The organism is Paenibacillus sp. VCA1 (genome assembly GCF_031583795.1).
In the GTDB taxonomy this organism is placed as follows: domain Bacteria; phylum Bacillota; class Bacilli; order Paenibacillales; family Paenibacillaceae; genus Paenibacillus_AQ; species Paenibacillus_AQ albilobatus.
The window spans coordinates 364,063-383,978 of the sequence record NZ_JAVLSX010000004.1 but is presented as its reverse complement, the minus strand read 5'-3'; the positions used below and the strand labels follow the sequence as shown (position 1 = coordinate 383,978).

At 52.9% G+C, this 19,916-nt stretch carries 15 protein-coding genes; 3 read left to right on the top strand and 12 right to left on the bottom strand.

The features are described from left to right. Positions 1-43 precede the first annotated feature (43 nt). Together glgA and glgB are read right to left on the bottom strand one after the other, a co-directional pair. On the bottom strand, positions 44-1,480 hold the full coding sequence (glgA, locus tag RJP21_RS11030) for a glycogen synthase GlgA (RefSeq protein ID WP_310859296.1): 1,437 nt from the start codon (positions 1,478-1,480) through the stop codon (positions 44-46). Continuing rightward, entirely contained in the window at positions 1,477-3,528 is a 2,052-nt protein-coding gene (glgB, locus tag RJP21_RS11025; protein WP_310859466.1) for a 1,4-alpha-glucan branching protein GlgB, read from the bottom strand. Before glgB ends, glgA begins: the two co-directional genes overlap by 4 nt. 195 nt (positions 3,529-3,723) lie before the next feature. On the opposite strand from glgB, the gene RJP21_RS11020 reads away from it, so the two are divergent. Then, complete coding sequence (locus tag RJP21_RS11020; protein WP_310859295.1) at positions 3,724-4,944, top strand: glucose-1-phosphate adenylyltransferase; 1,221 nt, start codon at positions 3,724-3,726, stop codon at positions 4,942-4,944. Between the two features lie 108 nt (positions 4,945-5,052). Here the strand turns inward: RJP21_RS11020 and RJP21_RS11015 are convergent, their stop codons facing one another. The 5 genes from RJP21_RS11015 to RJP21_RS10995 are packed head-to-tail and all read right to left on the bottom strand — an operon-like array spanning position 5,053 to position 10,561. After that, positions 5,053-6,513 (bottom strand): HAMP domain-containing sensor histidine kinase, encoded by a 1,461-nt coding sequence (locus RJP21_RS11015; protein WP_310859294.1) that lies wholly within the window; start codon positions 6,511-6,513, stop codon positions 5,053-5,055. After that, positions 6,510-7,208, bottom strand: a complete 699-nt coding sequence (locus RJP21_RS11010; RefSeq protein WP_310859293.1) for a response regulator transcription factor — start codon at positions 7,206-7,208, stop codon at positions 6,510-6,512. The genes RJP21_RS11015 and RJP21_RS11010 overlap by 4 nt, the downstream gene beginning before the upstream one ends. Next, a complete protein-coding gene (locus tag RJP21_RS11005) occupies positions 7,201-8,544 on the bottom strand; it encodes a hypothetical protein (protein WP_310859292.1) in 1,344 nt (447 codons plus the stop codon). The genes RJP21_RS11010 and RJP21_RS11005 overlap by 8 nt, the downstream gene beginning before the upstream one ends. A 40-nt stretch (positions 8,545-8,584) precedes the next feature. Continuing rightward, positions 8,585-9,310, bottom strand: a complete 726-nt coding sequence (locus RJP21_RS11000) for a phosphonate ABC transporter ATP-binding protein (protein WP_310859291.1) — start codon at positions 9,308-9,310, stop codon at positions 8,585-8,587. 54 nt (positions 9,311-9,364) lie between these two features. Continuing rightward, positions 9,365-10,561 carry an MFS transporter gene (locus tag RJP21_RS10995; protein WP_160044462.1) on the bottom strand — a complete coding sequence of 399 codons (1,197 nt, stop codon included), beginning with the start codon at positions 10,559-10,561 and terminating at the stop codon, positions 9,365-9,367. Positions 10,562-10,682: 121 nt separating this feature from the next. Here RJP21_RS10995 and RJP21_RS10990 point away from each other — a divergent pair, with 121 nt between their 5' ends. Next, on the top strand, positions 10,683-11,600 hold the full coding sequence (locus RJP21_RS10990; protein ID WP_310859290.1) for an ArsR/SmtB family transcription factor: 918 nt from the start codon (positions 10,683-10,685) through the stop codon (positions 11,598-11,600). 12 nt (positions 11,601-11,612) lie between these two features. Further along, positions 11,613-12,380 carry an HAD family hydrolase gene (locus RJP21_RS10985; protein ID WP_310859289.1) on the top strand — a complete coding sequence of 256 codons (768 nt, stop codon included), beginning with the start codon at positions 11,613-11,615 and terminating at the stop codon, positions 12,378-12,380. Positions 12,381-12,408: 28 nt separating this feature from the next. Here the strand turns inward: RJP21_RS10985 and RJP21_RS10980 are convergent, their stop codons facing one another. The 5 genes from RJP21_RS10980 to lpdA form a co-directional block, all read right to left on the bottom strand. Next, positions 12,409-14,748 carry a DNA topoisomerase 3 gene (locus RJP21_RS10980; protein WP_310859288.1) on the bottom strand — a complete coding sequence of 780 codons (2,340 nt, stop codon included), beginning with the start codon at positions 14,746-14,748 and terminating at the stop codon, positions 12,409-12,411. A gap of 436 nt (positions 14,749-15,184) precedes the next feature. Beyond that, positions 15,185-16,672 carry a glutamate synthase subunit beta gene (locus RJP21_RS10975; RefSeq protein WP_310859287.1) on the bottom strand — a complete coding sequence of 496 codons (1,488 nt, stop codon included), beginning with the start codon at positions 16,670-16,672 and terminating at the stop codon, positions 15,185-15,187. A 175-nt stretch (positions 16,673-16,847) separates the two neighbouring features. After that, positions 16,848-17,333 (bottom strand): dihydrofolate reductase, encoded by a 486-nt coding sequence (locus RJP21_RS10970; protein WP_160044457.1) that lies wholly within the window; start codon positions 17,331-17,333, stop codon positions 16,848-16,850. A gap of 42 nt (positions 17,334-17,375) precedes the next feature. Further along, a complete protein-coding gene (thyA, locus tag RJP21_RS10965) occupies positions 17,376-18,170 on the bottom strand; it encodes a thymidylate synthase (protein ID WP_310859286.1) in 795 nt (264 codons plus the stop codon). A gap of 323 nt (positions 18,171-18,493) precedes the next feature. Beyond that, complete coding sequence (gene lpdA, locus RJP21_RS10960; RefSeq protein ID WP_310859285.1) at positions 18,494-19,915, bottom strand: dihydrolipoyl dehydrogenase; 1,422 nt, start codon at positions 19,913-19,915, stop codon at positions 18,494-18,496. Position 19,916: the final 1 nt, after the last annotated feature.

Genomic DNA, 19,916 nt, shown 5'->3' with positions numbered 1-19,916 from the left:
TCTTCTGAAAGACGCCGAATGCTCTTTTTATTTGGCGTAAAAGCTACGCTCGGCCGGTCACCTGACCGTAAATATCCATGTATGCTCTGGCAGATTCATTCCAGCTGTAATCCCCGCTGACGGCGTTTTTGACGATCGTGTTCCAGTGCTGCGGCTGACGGTAAAAAGAAACGGCGCGCCGGATCGTATGCAGCATGTCATGGGCATTGATGTTGGCAAAGCTGAAGCCGTTGCCTTCCCCCGTAAATTCGTTATAGGCATGCACGGTGTCGTTCAGGCCCCCGGTTTCCCTGACGACCGGAATGCTTCCGTACCTTAGCGCAAGCAGCTGGCTGATGCCGCACGGCTCGAAATTCGACGGCATCAGGAAAATGTCGCTCGATGCGTAAATTTTCCGCGACAAGGCGTCGCTGAACGCGATTTGGGCGGACATTTTTTGCGGATGGCGGCGTTCCGCTTCCCTGAACCAATGCTCATATTTGCCGTCTCCGGTGCCAAGGATCACGAACTGAACGTCATCGAACGTCAGCATTTCGTCCAGCACGCGGATGACCAGTTCCAATCCTTTGGATTCGACCAGGCGGGTCACCATGGAGATCAGCGGCGTTTCCGCCGAAACCGGAAGGCCAAGCTCCTCCTGCAGCCGGATTTTGTTTTCCTTTTTCTTGGCGAGGCTTGAACGGTACTGGACAGCGATATGCGGATCCGTCGCCGGGTTGTAGCTTTTGGTGTCGATCCCGTTGACGATGCCGCTCAGCTTCGGCCCAAGCGCAAATAACAGCCCTTCCAGCCCGTAACCGAAATAAGCGGTTTGAATTTCCCTGGCGTACGTCGGACTGACGGTCGTCACATGATCCGCATAGACGATGCCGCCTTTCATGAAATTGACCTTCCCGTAATATTCAAGTCCATCGATCGTAAAATACCGGTCATCCAGCTCAAGCAGCTCGCCCAGCACTTCATACGGGTAAATGCCTTGATACAGCAGGTTATGGATCGTATAAACGGTCCGGATGCCGCTATAAAGCGGATCATGCCTGTAATGGGCGTCAAGCAGCACCGGGATTAACGCCGTATGCCAATCATGGCAGTGAATGACGTCCGGCTGAAAATCAATCGCCTTAAGCAGCTCCAGGACGGCCCGGTTCAAAAACGCAAACCGCTCCCCGTCATCCATATATCCGTACACGTCGTCGCGGCCGAAGTAATACTCGTTGTCGACGAAATAGTACGTGATGCCGTCACGGCTTAACGTTTCGATGCCGCAATATTGGCTTCGCCAGCCGACCGGAACGTAAATCTCGCTTACATGCTCCATTTCTTCCCGGAATGGCTCCGGAATGCCGCGGTACTTCGGCAGGACGACGCTGACATTTACCCCGTTTTTCGCAAGCGCCTGGGGCAACGCGCCGATGACGTCGGCCAAACCGCCGATTTTCATGAACGGGACGGCTTCTGCGGCGGCAAATAAAACGTTCATGTTTCGTTCGCTCCTTCCTCTGTCTGCAAGATCATCACGGGGGCATGATGCCCGATTTCTTTTCGGTCTGCCCGCGGCGGCGTTTTAACGGCCTTTTTGAGGCGTTTTTGCCGTCTCTCCTTGGGAGGGGATGTCCTCTCGTCTCTGACGACCGCTGCCCGCTTTAAAACGATGAGGCTAAGCGGCGGCAGCGTCAGTTCCAGACTGTGTTTATGATGATGCCAAGGGATGCGGTCCGTTTCAATGGAACCATTGACGGACGCGCCCAGTCCCCCGTACATTTCGTGTTCGCTTTGGAAAACCGGGACGTACGATCCCGATCGCGGGACGCCGATACGGTAACGTTCGCGCCGAACCGGAAGAAAATTGATCAGCACGATCAGCGTATCGCTTTGCTTCTTGCTTTTCCTCATGAATGAAATGACGCTCTGCGAAGCGTCGTGCGGACTGATCCATTCATACCCCTCCAAGGCATGGTCCAGCTCCCAAAGGGCTTTTTCCTCCACGTATAACCGATTCAGGTCCGACGCGTATCGCTGCAGCTGACGGTGTGTTTCATATTCGAGCAAAAGCCAATCCAGTTCATGCTGGTCCCTCCATTCGATGAACTGCCCGAATTCCCCGCCCATAAACAGCAGCTTTTTTCCCGGAAACGTCATCTGGTAGCCTAGCAGGAGGCGAAGGCCGGCAAATTGCTGCTCATAGGTTCCCGGCATTTTGCCAAGCAGCGATTTTTTGCCGTGGACAACTTCGTCATGGCTCAGCGGTAAAGCGAAATTTTCCGAGTAGGCGTACACGACCGGGAACGTCAGCAAATGATGCTTGGACGGACGCTCCTCGAAGGCGGCCTCCACATAATCCAGCGTATCGTTCATCCAGCCCATGTTCCATTTGTAATTGAAACCAAGCCCGTTTTCGCTTACGGGAGCCGTTACGCCCGGCCATGCGCTGGATTCCTCGGCCATCATCAGCGTGTGCGGGTAATAGGAAAAAACGGTCGTATTCAGCTGCTGCAAAAACCGGACCGCTTCCAAATTTTCGACGCCGCCCCGCTCGTTTAAAGGATAGTGCCCTTCATTTTTCTCGAAATCAAGCCGAATCATGCTGGTCACGGCATCCACGCGAAGCCCGTCGATATGAAACACGTCCAGCCAGAACAGGGCATTGGAAATGAGAAACGAGCGGACTTCGGGTTTCCCGTAATCGAAGCTAAGCGTTCCCCAGCCCGGCTTTTCCGCTTTTAACGGATCTGCATATTCAAAGAGCGGCGTACCGTCGAACAAGCGCAGTCCATGGGCGTCTTTTGTGAAATGGGCCGGAACCCAATCCAAAATGACCCCGATACCGGCCTGATGGCATTGATCGACGAGGTACATAAAATCATGCGGCGACCCATAGCGGCTTGTCACAGCGTAATACCCCGTGCATTGATACCCCCATGACAAATCGTATGGATGTTCGGCCAGCGGCATAAACTCTACATGCGTGTAATTCATCCGCTTCAGGTAAGGGATCAGCAGGTCGGCGATTTCCCTGTACGTATGCAGTGTCCCGTCTTTTTTTTGCCGCCATGTTCCCAGATGCATTTCATAGATGTTGACCGGCTTGCCGTACACCCCCCGTTTTTTCCGCCGCCAGGCAGCGTCTCCCCAATGGTAACCGCTCAGGTCGGTCACGACCGAAGCCGTTGCCGGACGCACCTCCGCCTGAAATGCGTAAGGATCGGCTTTCAAAAAACGCTCGCGATGCGGGCCTTCGATATCGAATTTGTAAAAAGTACCTGTCCGGATCCCCGGAAAAAAACGAGTCCAAAAGCCCGATTCGGGTATCTTATGTAATGAATCCTTTGCTCCGTTCCAACCGTTGAAGTCGGAAGCCAAGCCGACGTGCCGGGCATGCGGGGCCCAGACGGTAAACCGGACGCCTTCCAGACCATCTTCCACAGCAGGATGAGCGCCCAAAATTCTGTAACTGTGGTAGGAGGTCCCTTCATGGAATAGGTATATATCTTCCTCCGTCGGCATAGGTCCGGAAACAGCTTTCGTCATCACCAAGCGATCATCACCTTCTTTATACAAAGAGTGAACGTGTACCATTACCCCATTTTAGCCAGATTAAACATAAAAATGACTCCTGAAAAATAAATCCGTAATTTTTCAATTTTTTTTCAATATAATCGTTTCAGTGGGCGGGGCCCCGTTTAAGCAGTAATTACCTTGACAAATTTTTGGGAGGGAAACGACATGAAGAAGAAAGAATGCATCGCCATGTTGCTTGCCGGGGGCGAAGGCCGCAGGCTCGCTCCTTTGACATCCAAACAGGCAAAGCCTGCCGTTCCGTTTGGCGGCTATTACCGGATTATCGATTTTCCTCTCAGCAACTGCGTGAATTCGGGGATCGATACGATCGGCGTCCTCACGCAGTACGAGGCGGAGTCGCTTCACAGCCATATCGGAGAAGGCGAACCTTGGGGCCTGAAACGCAGCGGAGATGAAGGCATCACGCTTTTGCCTGCAGGCACCTCCGGCTCTTTGACATATTTAGGGACGGCCGATGCGATCTACAAAAACATGGAATACATTGATCGCCAACAACCCGAGCATGTTCTCGTCCTTTCGGGTGATCATATTTACCATATGGATTACAAAAAAATGCTCCGTTTTCATAAAGAGCATCGTTCGGAAGCGACCATTTCGGTCATGGAGGTTCCTTGGGAGGAAGCAAGCCGCTTCGGCGTCATGAGCGTGGACGGAAATCACCGCATTTCCGAATTTGCCGAAAAACCGGCGGTTCCGCAAAGCAATTTGGCTTCGATGGGCATTTATTTATTCGAATGGGATTACCTCCGTCGCCATCTGATCGAGGATGCGGCCGACGCCGCATCGAGCCATGATTTCGGCAAAGACGTCATCCCTAAAATGCTCAATGAGCAAAACCGGATGTATGCCTACCGTTTCGACGGCTACTGGAAAGACGTCGGCACCGTACACAGCCTATGGGAGGCCCATATGGACCTGTTGAGAAACGACAACGCTTGGAAGCTCCACAACAGTGAATGGCCGATGTACACACGCCCTTGGTCGGCAAGAACGGCTGCCCATCGTTCAAAAGCCGGTATGACGGCGAACTGCCTGGTTTCCGAATCGTCCGCCGTCGAAGGCACGGCGCATCAATCCGTTGTTTTTTGCGGGGTGGAAATCGGCAAATTTTCGGAAATCAAAGACAGTATCGTGATGCCAAACGTCAAAATCGGCAGAAACGTCCATATCGAACGCGCCATCATCGGCGAAGGAGCCGTGATCAAAGACGGAGCGATCCTGAAAGGCAGTCCCGATCAAGTGATGGTCATCGGACCGCACGAAACGGTGTTTCCGAAACCAACGATCCGCACCCAACCGACCCGCTTGCTGCAGGAAGTGTACGAAAAGACCGGACGGCTGCGCGCGGAAGGCTTATCTTCATAATATTCAACAAAAGGGAAAAGCTTGTTCTTTATTTTTCGCGCAATCTTCAAACCTATGCCCCAAAAACGAAAAGAGCGAAGTCCTTTGTTCGGATTCCGCTCTTTTCCGTTATGATTCGTGTATGCCTTGATCCCCGTCGGGAATTTCATAGGGCGTTGCCTGCGGGCCTTCAGCCTGCTCTTCTCCCAGCAATCTCGGCAGCCGGACGACAATCGTCGTCCCGACGCCCAGCTCGCTTTGGATCAGCAGGATGCCGTGATGAAGTTCGACCAGCTGCTGTGAAATGGCCAATCCGAGCCCGGTGCCGCCATTCAGCGGATCCACCTGGAAGAAACGGTCTTTCACCTTGACCAAATGGTCCTCGCTGATGCCGATGCCCGTATCGTGAACCTTGACGACGACGTTGTTGCCTTCAAACGTCACCTGCAGGTCGATAAACGAGTTTTCATGCGAAAACTTGATAGCGTTGTCCACCAGGTTCAAAAACACCTGCTTAAGCCGGTTGGCGTCCCCTTCCACGAGTGGTTTGTCAACCGAATCGAGCCGAAGTTGAATGGAGCGTTTTTCCGCTTTGGTCCACAGATTCAGCATGATCTCCTGGAGAAGCTCCTTCAAATCCACCCGGCCGAACACGACCTTCATCTCGTTTTGCTGCAGCTTCGAGAAATCGAGGATTTCTTCCACCAGCCCGATCAGGCGCTCGGTCTCTTTCGTGATGATTTCCATCCCGATTTTCGTTTCCTCCGGATCGTATCCGCCGGAATTGATCGTTTCGCTCCAGCCCTTGATGCTGGTGAGCGGCGTTCGCAGCTCATGGGAAATCGACGATATGAAATCATCTTTTACCTGATTGCTGCGTACGATTTCCTGTGCCATATAGTTCAGCGTCGAAGCCAGCTCGCCCAATTCGTATTTGTAGTCGCCCTTGATCCGGACGTTAAATTTGCCTTTGGCCATTTGCGCGGACACCGCCGTAATGGTATTCAAAGGTTTGACGATCGAGTTGGCCAACCCCAGGCTGAAAGCAAGCACGAGGGCAAGCACCGCGGCGGCCACGCCCGTGGCGAGCAGCGTGACGTTCAGCAGCTTTTCGTTCACCCTTTCCAGGGAGGTGACGTATCGGACGATATACGTGTCCTGTCCATTTGTCTGCTCCATTTTGGAAACGGCCATGACGTCTTCGCCCGTAATCGGCTGGCGCCCGACCCAGCGCCCGATATTGCCGGATTGGGCTTGGGAAATGTCGCTCGTTTTGATCGACACGTCGGGCTGGAACTCCGAGGAGTTGATCAGCACGTCGCCCTGCATGTTCAAAATCTGCAGCTCGGTATAATTGAGCTTATAGTTCGAGAGCAGGTTGGCAAGATCGGTTCTGCCGTCGTCCGACGTGGTAATGAACTTCTGGTATTCCTCCATCAGCTTGATATGCTGGGTAATATGGCTGTATATGCTGTCATAATAATAGCTTCTTATCGCAAACAAAAAAATGACTTCGGCCAGCAACAGCGTCGAAAACACCACGATAAAGTAGTGCATGACGATCTGCCGGCGAATGCCTTTTTTGATCATTGTCCCTGACCCTTCCATTTATACCCGTGACCCCATACGGTCTGGAGGAACTCGGGCTCGGAAGGATTATCCTCGATCTTCTGGCGAAGACGGCGGATGTTGACGTCCACGATTTTCGGGTCGCCCATATAATCCTTGCCCCATACATGATCCAACAGCACATCCCGGCTGAGCGGGGTATTTTCTTTTTCGAGGAAAAATTGCACCAGCGAAAACTCCGTTGGCGTAAGCTCAATGATATGCCCGTTTTTTCGAAATTGCTTGGAAATCAAATCCAGCGAAAACGGCCCGGATTGGAACGTCACCTTGGCGGATGTTTCGCGGTGAATGTTGACTCTCCGCAAAAGCGACTGAATCCGCGCGATCAGCTCGGTCGGGCTGAACGGCTTGCTGACATGGTCGTCGGCGCCAACCGACAGCGCGTAAACCTTGTCCTGCTCCTGGACCTTCGCCGTCAGGAAAATGATGCCGACACGCTGGTTGGTTTCGCGGATCCGGCGGCATACCTCGAACCCGTCGATGCCCGGCACCATAACGTCCAGCAGCGCAATATCGATGTCCGGCGTGCTCAGCAGCAGTTCGAGCGCCTCGTTCCCGTTTGTCGCCTCCAGAACTTCAAACCCGTTGCGCTTCAAATTGATCACGGTAAACCCGCGGATCGAATCTTCGTCTTCCAAAATCAAAACTTTACTCACTTTGCCTGTCCTTCCTTTCTATTGGCGGTACTTCGTCTTTGGATTTGTTTTTGTTGTTTGTGATGTCAAAATCGAAGTTTTTCTTGTAGCCGATCACTTTGCCGTTGTTCCGGTACAGGTACCTCCAGTCATCGCTTTGCTTATCCCATTCGCTTTGCGTGAAATATTTGATTTCGGCGATCGTTTTGCCGGTGTCGGTCGCTACGAAACGCAAATATTTGCCAAGCTGCGATTTGGTGTCCACCGTAATTTTGTTATGCAGCTGCGGAGGGAAAAATCCGAAATCGAAATCATTTTTGAAATCGTGGAATTTCTCCGCCACGAACTTCAGACCGCTTTTGCCGTCCCAGCGGTAGTACGCATAAAAATAAGGCACATCGTCCTGGTTCTTGAAATACGACCAGCCAACAGGCGGCTCGAGCAGCGGGATTTCGATGATTCCGTCATCGTTAATATCCTCGCTGTACACCCGGTACATCCGTAAAGTCTGGTCTTCTTTCGGAAGCACCGATTTCAGTTTGCCGTCTTCCATGACGATGATGCTGGTAATCGAGGACTCCCCGACCGGGGAAAGCGAAGCGTCCAGCACGATGCCATCCACGCTATTGCCTTCTGGATCGGTGTATACTTTACCTGCGACAACATTGTAATAATTGTAAATATACGGTTTCAGCTCAAGCTTATCCAGTTCCAGAAAGCTGCCATCCTTATATTGATACGTCGTGATGAAATTGCTTTCGCCCCGTTTCAGGTTCACGATCGTCAGATCGTTCACGTGATCCCGGTTCATGTCGCTGATGACGTAGTTGGTGTAAGGCAGCTCGAGGATCCGTTCGACGTTTTTGCCGTTGTAGCTGTATACGATAAGTCCGTTTTGAAGGTCCTCTTCGGATTCGTTGTCGCTTTTCCCGGAAAAACCCGCAACGATATCCACGCGGCCGTCGTTCGTCATGTCTTTAAAATATAAAGACTCGAGAACTTTGCCTTCGCCGTCGAACGTGGTTTGTTTCGTCCATGCGTCGCCGGTCTTTTTAAAAATCATGCCATGAATGCCGACATTCTGATCCTGTGTCTCGTAAAAAACGACCGCTTCGTTCACGCCGTCCCCATCCAGATCGACAAAGTGAATAATATTGGTGTCTTCTTCCTGGTTGGAACGGATCAGGCTGGAATTTTCCGGACGGTTCGCCTCGATAATCGAGCGCAACGATTCCTTTTCGGCCGAAAGCTCCGGCGTTTTCATGAGCAGCACGGGATCGCTTATAAACGAGCAGCCGCTAAGCATCATCATCAGCAGCAAAGCTGCGGGAATATAAAACCAGTAGCGTTTTACCAAACATGATCACTCTTTCTATCCAAAGCCTTGGCTTGCAGGCTTATAGCATATTTCGTTCGCGCACCGTCAGCCGCCGTCCGGAAATATCGAAGGCGATTTCGCCGCCGGATAATGCGACGATCCGCGTCGCGTAGCGTTCGGCCAGTTCGATCGGGATCACGGTCAGCACGGTGGCCCGCTCTTCTTCGCAGAGCTTTTTCAGCGTTTCCATGACGCTCTCCTGCGATTTCGGGTCCAGCCCGATGACGGGCTCGTCCGCAAGGATCACCTTGGCGCCGTGCACCAGGGCGCGCGCGATCGCGATCCGCTGCCGTTCGCCGCCGCTTAACTTCTCGCATTTATCATGCGCCTTCTCCAGCAGGCCCAGCTGTTCGATGACGTCCATCGCACCCATATAATCGTCCGACCGCACCATGCCCGTCGCCATCCGCCACAGCGGCGTTTGGCCGGATTGACCGATCAACACGTTTTTCAAAGCCGTACGGTTCAGGTTCAACTGCGGGTTCTGTTCTAAGTATGCCCATTCGCGCCTTATTTTTCTTTTGCCGGCAAACGGATCTTTTAAAATGTCGGTTCCGTCGACGACAAAGCTGCCTTGATCCCATTTTTCCTTCAGCGCCAAACAGCGCAGCAGCGTGCTTTTTCCGCTTCCGCTCGCCCCCACGAGCGCAATCATTTCCCCCCGCTGGAAATCGAGAGAGACGCCTTTTAAAACGGGAATTTTATCGACTCCGACGGATTTGGTCAAATGCTGAATTCTGATCATGACATTTCTCCTCTTGTCTCTCGTTCTCTTTCTTCTATCATAATGCATTCACAATCAGGAGTACAGCGATACGCCGGAATCGGCTTTTCGCCTTTTTCCGAAGAAAACGCCCAGCAGCCCGAAGACGATAAATCCCAAACCGAGCGCGACGAACAGCCCTCCGTTCCATCCGTACTGCATCAGCGTCCCGCCGATATTCGGTCCGGCGATGCTGCCGACGTTAAAATGAAAGGACGCGATGACGTTCGCCGCGGGCAGCAGCAGTTTCGGAAGGATGTCCGCCGCATACGCAAGCCCGAGCGAAAAGAAAGAACCGATCATGCCGCCGGCGAGGAGAAGCAGGACCAGGATCGCGGCCGTCGACGTCCCCGCCAGCGGCACGAGCATAAACGACAAGCCGCCAAGGATGCCGCAGATCATAAGGACTCGCTTCCGGCTGAAACGGTCGCTGAGCATGCCGAGCGGGAGCTGGAGGATCAGTCCGCCAACCCCGATAAACGGCAGCAAAAACGCGATCTGCTGCTCGCTCAGTCCGACGCGCAGGCCGTAAATCGGAAAGTTGCTGTTGATTCCCGATTCCATATAGCCGTACAGCAAGGCGGGAACAAGCGCATACCAGGCAAGCGCGTAGCTGCGGCGGAAACGTTTGGCGGGACGCTCCTCCGCGTCAACCTTCTCGGGGCGCAGGTCGGGCAGCTTCACAAGCACCAGCAGGAGCACGAGCAGAACAAGAACGGCCAGCACGATAAACGGCGCGCTGTCCCCGAGCTTAAGCAGCGGAATGCCAAGCGGGCCCAGACTGAATCCGAGGCCATAGGACATGCCGTATATCGAAAGATTTCTGCCTCTTTTCTCTTCCGGGGTTACCATGAGCACCCAAAGCTGGGCGGTATAATGCACCGCGCTGTCTCCGATGCCGACCAACAGACGCAGGATGAACCAAAACGTGACGCTGGGCACAAGCGGAAACAGGATGACGGAGATCAATACAAGCACCAGCCCGGCGCTCGCAAGTTTTTTAAAGCCGAGTTTTCCGAGCGTCCGTTCGGCGATCAGCGTCATGGCAAACGAGCCGACGTAAAGGGCCGCCGCGTTTAATCCGTTCATCGAGGACGACACGCCGAGTCGTTCCAAAAATATCGAAAGCAGCGGCAAAAGCAGCCCTTGGCTGATCCCGGCCGCTACAATCACGGTAAGCAATATGAAATAATGAAAAGACGTGCTGCTGTTTTTACTGCGATGGTTAGACACGAAAATAATTCCTCCTTCTAGACTTCCGGGCAAACTACTTGAACATTATAGTGGACAACCCGCTACTCAACAAGCCATAATGAATGAAGGTGCACTGATTTCATAGGAGGTTGTCAGTTTCATGAACTATGAAGTGAAGGTAGACGTTTCACCCATATACGAGCTGCTGGGCAGTTTCATGGTATATATATCGAAGAAATGGGTCCGCAATCTGGACATCGGGCCCGAATGGATCAGTGAAGTCGCAAACAAGCTCGCGCCGGAAGTGTCCGCGGCCTTGTCGCAGGCGGCGGCTTGGCCGTTCGACGACTACGACGTGCTTTATGCTTGGGCGATTCACCGAAACAACGGCGACTCGGTGCCGAACTTTTTGGAATGCCTGTACGAAACGCCCGAGGACGTGCTTTACGCGGCGGCGTCCCCGTACCTTCCCGATTTTACGGTCGAGGAAGCCCGGCGGATTCGCGATCATTACACGCCGCTGCTCGAGCTGTGGTACGAGCATTATTTCAAGAACATCGAACCGGACATTATCCCGCTGATCGAAGAGGACGCCTTGGAAAAACGGATCCTGCTCACGAAAATGGACCCGCTGAGCCTCGTGGAGTACGCTTCGGGGGGACTCGTGATCGAAAACGCGCCGGAAGTGCAAACGATTGTTCTTTTCCCGACGGTTCATAACCGGCCGATCAACGCTTATTGTTATTACAAAAAAATGATGCTGATCCAATATCCCGTCGACGTGCCCGAGGAGGATGAAGACGAACCGCCTACATGCCTGCTGCGGATGACCCATGCGCTTTCCGACCCGAAACGGCTGCGCCTGCTGCGCTATGTGGCGGAAAAGCCGCATTCCCTCAAAGAAATGATCCGGGATTTGGACCAATCCGAAGAGCTGCTCAAACATCATTTGATGATCTTGCGGGTGGCCGGCTTGCTGCGGATCCACCTGGGCGTCGAGGAGAAAGAGAAATTCAGCATCCGTCCGGACGGTGCGTCGGAGCTCCAGATGTTTCTGGAATCTTACATGCGTCTATAAGGAGTGACAACGATGAATCATACGTTCAAGCAGCATATCATATTCGATCTGGATGACACGCTCATCCATTGCAATAAATATTTCGGGCTTGTACTGGGAGAATTTTTCGAGCTGATGCATCATTGGCTCGGGGCCGGCACGTTTACAACCGATGAAATCCGGCAAAAGCAAATCGACATCGACGTCGAGCGGGTAAGCCGGACCGGTTTCAGCAGCGGCAATTTCCCGAAATCCCTCATCGAAACGTACCGGTTTTTCTGCCGCAAATTGGGACGTCCGGTCCGTTCGGAGGAAGAGCTGGAGCTGAACAAGCTCGGTCTCAGCGTATACGAACGCGATGTCGAGCCATACCCCGGCATGGTGGAAACGCTCGAAACGCTGCAAAAGGACGGCCACCGGCTGTACCTTTATACCGGAGGCGAAACCAAGATCCAGCAGCGCAAAATCGATCAAATGAAGCTTAGCGACTACTTTGGCGACCGGATCTACATTACGCAGCACAAAAATGAAGCCACGCTGGAAAACATTTTGCAAAGCGGCGCGTTTGACCGCATCTCCACCTGGATGATCGGCAATTCGTTGCGGACGGACGTCGCTCCCGCCCTTTCCGCCGGACTGAACAGCATTTACATCCGGCAGGACAACGAGTGGGCGTTCAATATGGTGGAGCTTAAGCAAAAGCCGGACAGCTCATTTTACACGATCTCCTCGATCGAGGAAATTCCGGGCATCGTCGAACGGAAGGTCCAAGAGGAACAAAAACAACGGGCTCTGAATTAAGAGTCCGTTGTTTTTTATATCGCTTCATTTACGATTCCTCAACCCCGATAAGGCCTTTTTCCCGATCCAGCAAAACAAGCGCGCCTTGCCGCTCCCGCCCGTCGCCCGTTACGTGAAAACTTCTCGCGGTTCTCCCGTTTGCCGCCAACGAAGCGATGTCTTCCGGTTCAAGCGAAACGCCGAATTGATCCTTCCAAATGACGAACGTGCAGCCCTCCTTGTATCGGGAACAGCCATAACCCCGTCGCCCCATGATCAAGGTGCCTTGGCAGCCGGCCCGCGGGCAAGGAGCGATGCCGGTCACGGTACGGGTTTCCGATCGGGATGCGCCAGGTTTGGTTGCCTCCCGGCTGCCTTCGTTCGCATCGCCTTTTGGTTCGGCCGTTTTTTGGGAAGCAGCCTTTTTCGCCGCCTTGGGTTTGGCCGACGCAGCCGCCGACGCAGTACCGTCCCCGTCCTTCGCCGTTTTTTTGCGGCTTCTGGCGGGTTTGGTTTCCTCGCCCGGCTTTTCCTCAAAGGATTCTTTGGCGACCCGGGACTGCATTTTCACCTTGCTGATGATCATGGTCGCAAACTTTTTTACGTTCGCCATAAACGTTTCATCCGAAGCGATCCCTTTGGCGATTTCGTTCAATCGGCGCTCCCATTGCCCCGTCATCTCCGGCGAAGTCAACAGATCGACCCCGGCCCCGCGGATGACCTCGACGGCCATTTTTCCCTTTTGGGTAATGACGATCCGTTTGCCTTTCATCACGATGTATCCGACCTGCTTCAAGCGCTCGATGATGGCGGCGCGAGTGGCCGGCGTGCCGAGGCCCGAATCCTTCATCGCATCCCTCAGCTCTTCGTCTTCGATCTGTTTGCCCGCGCTCTCCATCGCTTTCAGCAGCGTTCCTTCGGTGTATGGCTTGGGCGGCTGCGTTTCTTTTTCCTTCGCTTCGCTGCGGACGCAGCGGACGCCCGCTTTCCCATCGAGATGAAAAGGCGTGGTGACCTCTTCTTCGGGCTGCGCGTCGTCCTCATCTTCCTTGCCTTTTTTGGAACGGCTTTTTTTGGCGTCCTTTTTCTGATCGGCATAAATGATTTTCCAGCCTTCGGAAAGGAGCTGCTTCACCGTCGTTTTAAAGGATTCCTTTTCCACTTCCGTCATGACGGTATGCATTTTATATTCGGCCGGCGGGTAAAAATGGGACAAAAACCGGCGCACGATCAGATCGTATATTTTGGCTTCGTCCGGCGCCAGGTTGCGGGCCGTTTTGTTGGTCGGCAATATGGCGTGGTGATCTTCCACCTTGGCCGGATTGCATACCGACTTATTGTTTTTATGTACGAATTTCTTGTCGGCCTGCTCCGCCAATTTCGCATAATCCGTTCCCCGGAGCTGGTCCAACGATTTGTACATTTGCGGTATGTTTTGCTCGGTCACATAGTTCGAGGTGGTTCGCGGATAACTGATCACCTTGTGTTTTTCGTACAGCGCCTGCGCCAGGTCCAGCGTTTTTTTGGCTGAAAAACCGAATTTGGCGTTTGCCTCCCGCTGCAGCAGCGTAAGGTCGTACAGCTTAAACGGATATTCCTTTGTGTCTTTGACTTCATAGCTTAGAATGACTCCGTCTTTTCCCTTCACTTTCGCGGCAATCGCCTTGGCTTTTTCTTCATCCTGAATGCGTTCGCCCTGCCATAAGCCTTTGTATTCGGTGTCTCCCTGCTTAAAAAACGCCTCTACGTCGTAAAATTTGGCGGAGCTGAACGCGTCGATTTCCTTTTGCCGGTCGTATACCAACGCAAGCACAGGGGTCTGAACCCGCCCTACCGACAGCAGCACATTATGTTTCGTCGTAAAAGCGCGCGAGCCGTTCATGCCGATCAGCCAGTCCGCCTCGCTTCTCGCCCTTGCCGCTTTGGACAGGTTTTCGTATTCGCTGCCGTCCTTGAGCTCCTCGAAACCTTTCCGGATCGTTTCGGGCGTAAGGTCCGAAATCCACAGCCGTTTGACGGGCTGCCGCAGCTTCAGATGCTGCTGGATGAGGCAAAAAATATGCTGGCCTTCCCGCCCGGCGTCGCATGCGTTTATCAGCAAATCGCTGCGCTTGGCAAGCTCGGCGATCACTTTAAGCTGATCCTTCGTTTTCGGATTCGGCTTCAGCTTGAATTGATCGGGAATGATCGGCAAGTCGCCGATGTTCCATTTTTTATATTTGTCATCATAGGCGTCGGGCTCGGCCAGACCGATCAGATGCCCGATCGCCCAAGTAATGATGTAATTCTCGCCTTCGATGTAGGTGCGGGCATTTTTGGCCTTCGGTTCGATAACGGCCGCGATGTTGCGCCCCATATCGGGTTTTTCTGCAATTACTAGAGTTTTCAAACTACCGTCTCTCCTCAAGTGGACGTTCGCGTTTCCACGGCAATACCCCCGCAAATGGAAGCTTCAGCATGAATGGCCAGGCTGCTTTCCGGGGCTCTAAATCATATAGCTGTTAGGAATGCAAAAGGCCGAGAAAAGGAAGCTTCCTCGGGCCGCGTTTCGTTCATTTCATAGATTCGAATAGTAATAGGATAGCATAAAACCGACGTTCTTTCAATGAAAGCGACAATCTCAGCACGTTCGAAACGGCGACTTTGCGCATGCTCATTGAATGATCCCCTGATTTGTTGAAAAGCGGTTATGCCGAGCCTTTTTTACAAGAGTAACTCTATCGACGTGCTTTCATTAAAGACAGACCAGGATATTCTACTAAAAAAAGACCTCCCTATTTAGTTAGGGAAGTCTTTTCGGAAAAGGATAATGAATAACGGATTATTTATACGAGGACCGTTGCGCCCATCAGGTATTTGTCCACCTCGCGCGCAGCCTGGCGTCCTTCGTTGATCGCCCAGACGACCAAACTTTGGCCGCGGCGCATATCGCCGGCGGCGAACACTTTATCGACGTTCGTCTGATATTTGCCGTAAGGTGCCTTGACGTTCGATCTGCGGTCGGTTTCCAAACCGAGCTGATTTACGATCGTTTGCTCCGGTCCGTCAAAACCGATGGCGATCAAAGCCATTTGCGCCGGAAACACCTTTTCCGTGCCCGGAATCGGCTGATAAATTTTGCGTCCGGTCTCGTCGACGATCCGCTGGATTTGCACGGTATGAAGCTCCTTGAGGTTGCCGTGCTCATCCCCGACGAATTTGGTCGTCATGATGGAAAACTCACGAGGGTCATTGCCGAATACCGCTTTGGCTTCTTCCTGCGCGTAATCGAGCGTATACACGTTCGGGAACTGCGGCCACGGGTTGCTGATCGGATCGCGTTCAAGCGGCGCCATCGGATGCGTTCCGAATTGGGTTATGCTGCGGCAGCCATGGCGAAGCGCCGTAGCCACGCAGTCGGAGCCGGTATCGCCGCCGCCGATGACGATGACGTCCTTGCCTTCCGCGGAGATGTACTTCCCGTCGGACAACCCGGAATCCAGCAGGCTTTTGATGGTACCGTTCAAATAGGTCATCGCGTAATGAACACCGTTCAGGTCGCTGCCTTCGATATTGAATTCACGCGGTTTGGTTGCGCCGCCGCAAAGCACCACGGCATCGTAATCGTCAACAAGCTGCTGCGAGGAAATGTCCTTGCCGATTTCGGTATTCGTCACGAAGCGGATGCCTTCGGCAGCCATCAGGTCCACACGGCGCTGCACGACCGCTTTATCCAGCTTCATGGACGGAATGCCGTACATCAGAAGTCCGCCGATCCGGTCGGCCCGTTCGTAGACGGTCACGTTGTGGCCCGCCTTGTTCAATTGGGCGGCTGCAGCCAGGCCTGCCGGGCCCGAACCGACGACGGCGACGCGTTTGCCTGTGCGTTTTTCCGGCGGTGTCGGAACGATCCAGCCTTCTTCAAAACCTTTGTCGATGATCGCCTGCTCGATCGTTTTGATCGTTACCGGCTGGCCAATGAGGCCCACGGTACACGAGCCTTCGCATGGAGCCGGGCAAATGCGTCCGGTAAATTCGGGAAAGTTGTTGGTTTTCAGCAGGCGGTCGAGCGCTTCCTTCCAAAGCCCGCGGTAGACCAAATTGTTCCACTCCGGAATCAGGTTGTTCACCGGGCATCCCGACGTGCCTCCGGTCATGTCGATTCCCGTATGGCAATAAGGCGTGCCGCAATCCATGCAGCGTGCGCCTTGCGTGCGCAGCTCTTCTTCGGACAAATGCTTGTGGAATTCTTCCCAGTCTTTTATGCGTTCAGCCGGCTCGCGGTCGGCCGGCAGCTGGCGGCTGTATTCCATAAATCCTGTAGGTGTAGACATGACGTGTTTCCCCCATCCGTTCTTTTCCTGTTGATTCTACGCATCTATAAGAACGACGCAATGATATTTCAATTATAGTAGCATCCCATTCTTTGAATATTAAATGGATTATCCGAATAATTATTTGTACTAATTAACATGCTGTTTACATTGCGATGCCAGTTATGCGTTGAGGCTACCGTCGTTCGTACGTGCAAAAACGGTAATCAAACGGATTTTTTTCGTCACGGATTCCTTGTACTTCCTGAATACATTTCCATTCGCTTTCGTCGATTTCCGGAAAAAACGTATCCCCTTCGAACGTCTCGTCGATTTCCGTAATGAGCAGGCGGTCGGCGTAGGGCATCAGCAGCCGGTAAATTTCCTCGCCGCCGATCACCATCACTTCTTCCCCCCGGCTCGTTTCGACCGCTTCTTCGACGGTATGGATCACCTGCGCGCCGGCAGCCGTATATTGAGGATCCCGCGTCATTACGATATTGGTGCGGCCGGGCAGCGGCTTGGCTCCGAACGATTCCCACGTTTTCCGCCCCATCAGCACTTTTTTGCCCATCGTCTGCTCTTTGAAAAATGCCATGTCTCTCGGCAGCCGCCAAGGAAGGGCGTTATCGCGGCCGATGACCCTGTTTTTACCCATGGCCAAAATGTACGTCATGCTCATGCCATTCACGCTCCTATTTTCAGGGAAAATGAAGTTGATTGCTTATATAGCGACCGGCGCTTTAATGCCCGGATGATGCTTATAATTGAGAAATTCGAAGTCTTCGAACTTGTAATCGAAAATCGACTCCGGCTTCCGTTTGATCACCAGCCGCGGAAGTTCGTACGGCTCGCGCTCCAGCTGCGTTTTGACCTGCTCCAAATGGTTCGTATAAATATGCACGTCGCCGCCGGACCAGACAAACTCTCCGGGTTCGAGCCCGCATTGCTGCGCGACCATATGCGTCAGCAGGGCGTAGCTGGCGATGTTGAACGGAAGGCCCAGGAACGTATCGACGGACCGCATCGTCAGCATGCAGGACAGCTTTCCTCCCGCCACGTAGAACTGAAAGACGAAATGGCATGGCGGAAGCTTCATCCGCTCGATTTCGGCCACGTTCCAAGCGCTGACGATATGCCGCCGCGAATCCGGATTGTTTTGGATCGAATCGATGACGTTTGCAATCTGATCGATGTGCGTTCCGTCCGGCGACTTCCAATGGCGCCATTGCGAGCCGTATACCGGCCCCAAATCCCCGTTTTCGTCGGCCCACTCGTCCCAAATGGTCACGCCGTTTTCCTTCAAATAACCTATATTGGTTTCGCCGCTGAGGAACCACAGCAGTTCATGCACTACCGATTTGATATGAATCCGTTTTGTCGTCAGCAGCGGAAACCCTTCGGAAAGATCGAATCTCAGCTGTCTTCCAAAAACCGAGATCGTGCCCGTTCCCGTGCGGTCCTCCTTTGGCGTTCCATTTTCCAAAATATCATGAAGCAAATCCAAATACTTTTTCATGTTCGTTCCAACCCTTCCACTTCGCTCTGTTTGCCTTGCCGGGACCAACTTACACTAAAGGTTCGTTAACTTGGTATACCCGCAGGGCGACTTCCGTAAGATCTGATCCTTCGTTTTAACCAAAATCCTTTTTACTAGTTTACCATGCCGCAAAGCTGCGAGAAAATACATAATTTCATCCTCTAGCATCCAAAACGTTCGGAAAAACCGTATATTGCTCGCGTCATTTTGGTGTTATGTACAAGGATCGGAAGTAAATGCAAAAAAACAAGAGCCTGCAGCATGCAAGGCTCTTGTTCATCACGTTATTTAATGAAGACTCATTATCTGCGCGGCGCAATGACATGAATCGGATTGCCAAGCGCAAGCTCAGCCGTTTCCATCACGATTTCGCCCAGCGTTGGGTGAGCATGGATCGTCAAAGCGATATCTTCAAGCGTAGCACCCATCTCGATTGCGAGACCCAGCTCGGCAATCAGGTTCGAAGCTTCGATACCGGCGATGTGGCAGCCCAGAACCAATTGGGTTTCTTCGTCGAAAATCAATTTCACGAAACCGTCGGCATTGTTCAGGGACAGCGCACGTCCGTTACCCGCAAACGGGAATTTGGCCGCTTTCGCTTTATAGCCTTTTTCTTTCGCTTCTTTTTCGGTGTAACCTACGCTTGCGCATTCAGGATCGACGAACGCTACCGCAGGAACCACTTTATAATCGACAACCGAAGGATGTCCGGCGATGGCTTCGGCAGCTACTTTGCCCTCATAGGAAGCCTTATGCGCCAATGCAGGTCCGGCAACAACGTCGCCGATGGCGAAGATGTTCGGCTTGTTGGTGCGTCCTTGATGGTCGACTTTGATGAGTCCGCGGTCGGTCATTTCGATGCCGATCAGGTCCAGACCCAGATCTCCGTCGGTGTTTGGACGGCGTCCAACCGTTACGAGCAGGTAGTCTGCCGTGACTTCTTTCGTTTCGCCGTTCACCTGATATTTAACCGTAACGTCTTTATCCGTTTGCTCTGCGCTTTCGGCTATGGCATTCGTAATGATTTCGACGCCGGTTTTGTTCATGCTCTTCACGACCAGCTTCGTCATGTCCGGATCGAATCCGTTCAGGATCGTATCCATACCTTCGAGAATCGTTACCTTCGTTCCGAATTTCGAGAACATTTGGCCAAGTTCGGCTCCGATGTAGCCGCCGCCGATGACGACGAGGCTCTTCGGAATTTCAGGCAGGTTGAGAGCTTCTGTCGAGGACAGGATGCGTCCGCCGAACGGGAATGCTTTCAGCTCGATCGGACGGGAACCCGTCGCAATGATGCAGTGTTTGAAACGGTAACGAGGAGATTCATGCTCGTTGAAGCAGCGTGCCTCGTTTTCGCTGATGAACATGCATTCGCCATGGAAAACTTCGACTTTGTTGCCTTTCAGAAGGCCCGCAACGCCGCCTGTAAGTTTCTTAACAACGCTGTTTTTGAATTCCTGGGTTTTGGAAAAATCCACTTTGACGTTTTCGACGGATACGCCGAATGCGTCCGCATGTTTAGCCGACTCGTATTGATGTGCCGCGGCGATCAACGCTTTGGAAGGAATACACCCGCGGTTCAAGCACACGCCGCCCACTTCGGATTTGTCAACGATCAGAACTTTTTGACCCAGCTGTGCGGCGCGGATGGCGGCAACGTAACCGCCAGGACCTGCACCAATGACCAATGTGTCGATATCGAGAGAAGCGTCTCCTACTACCATG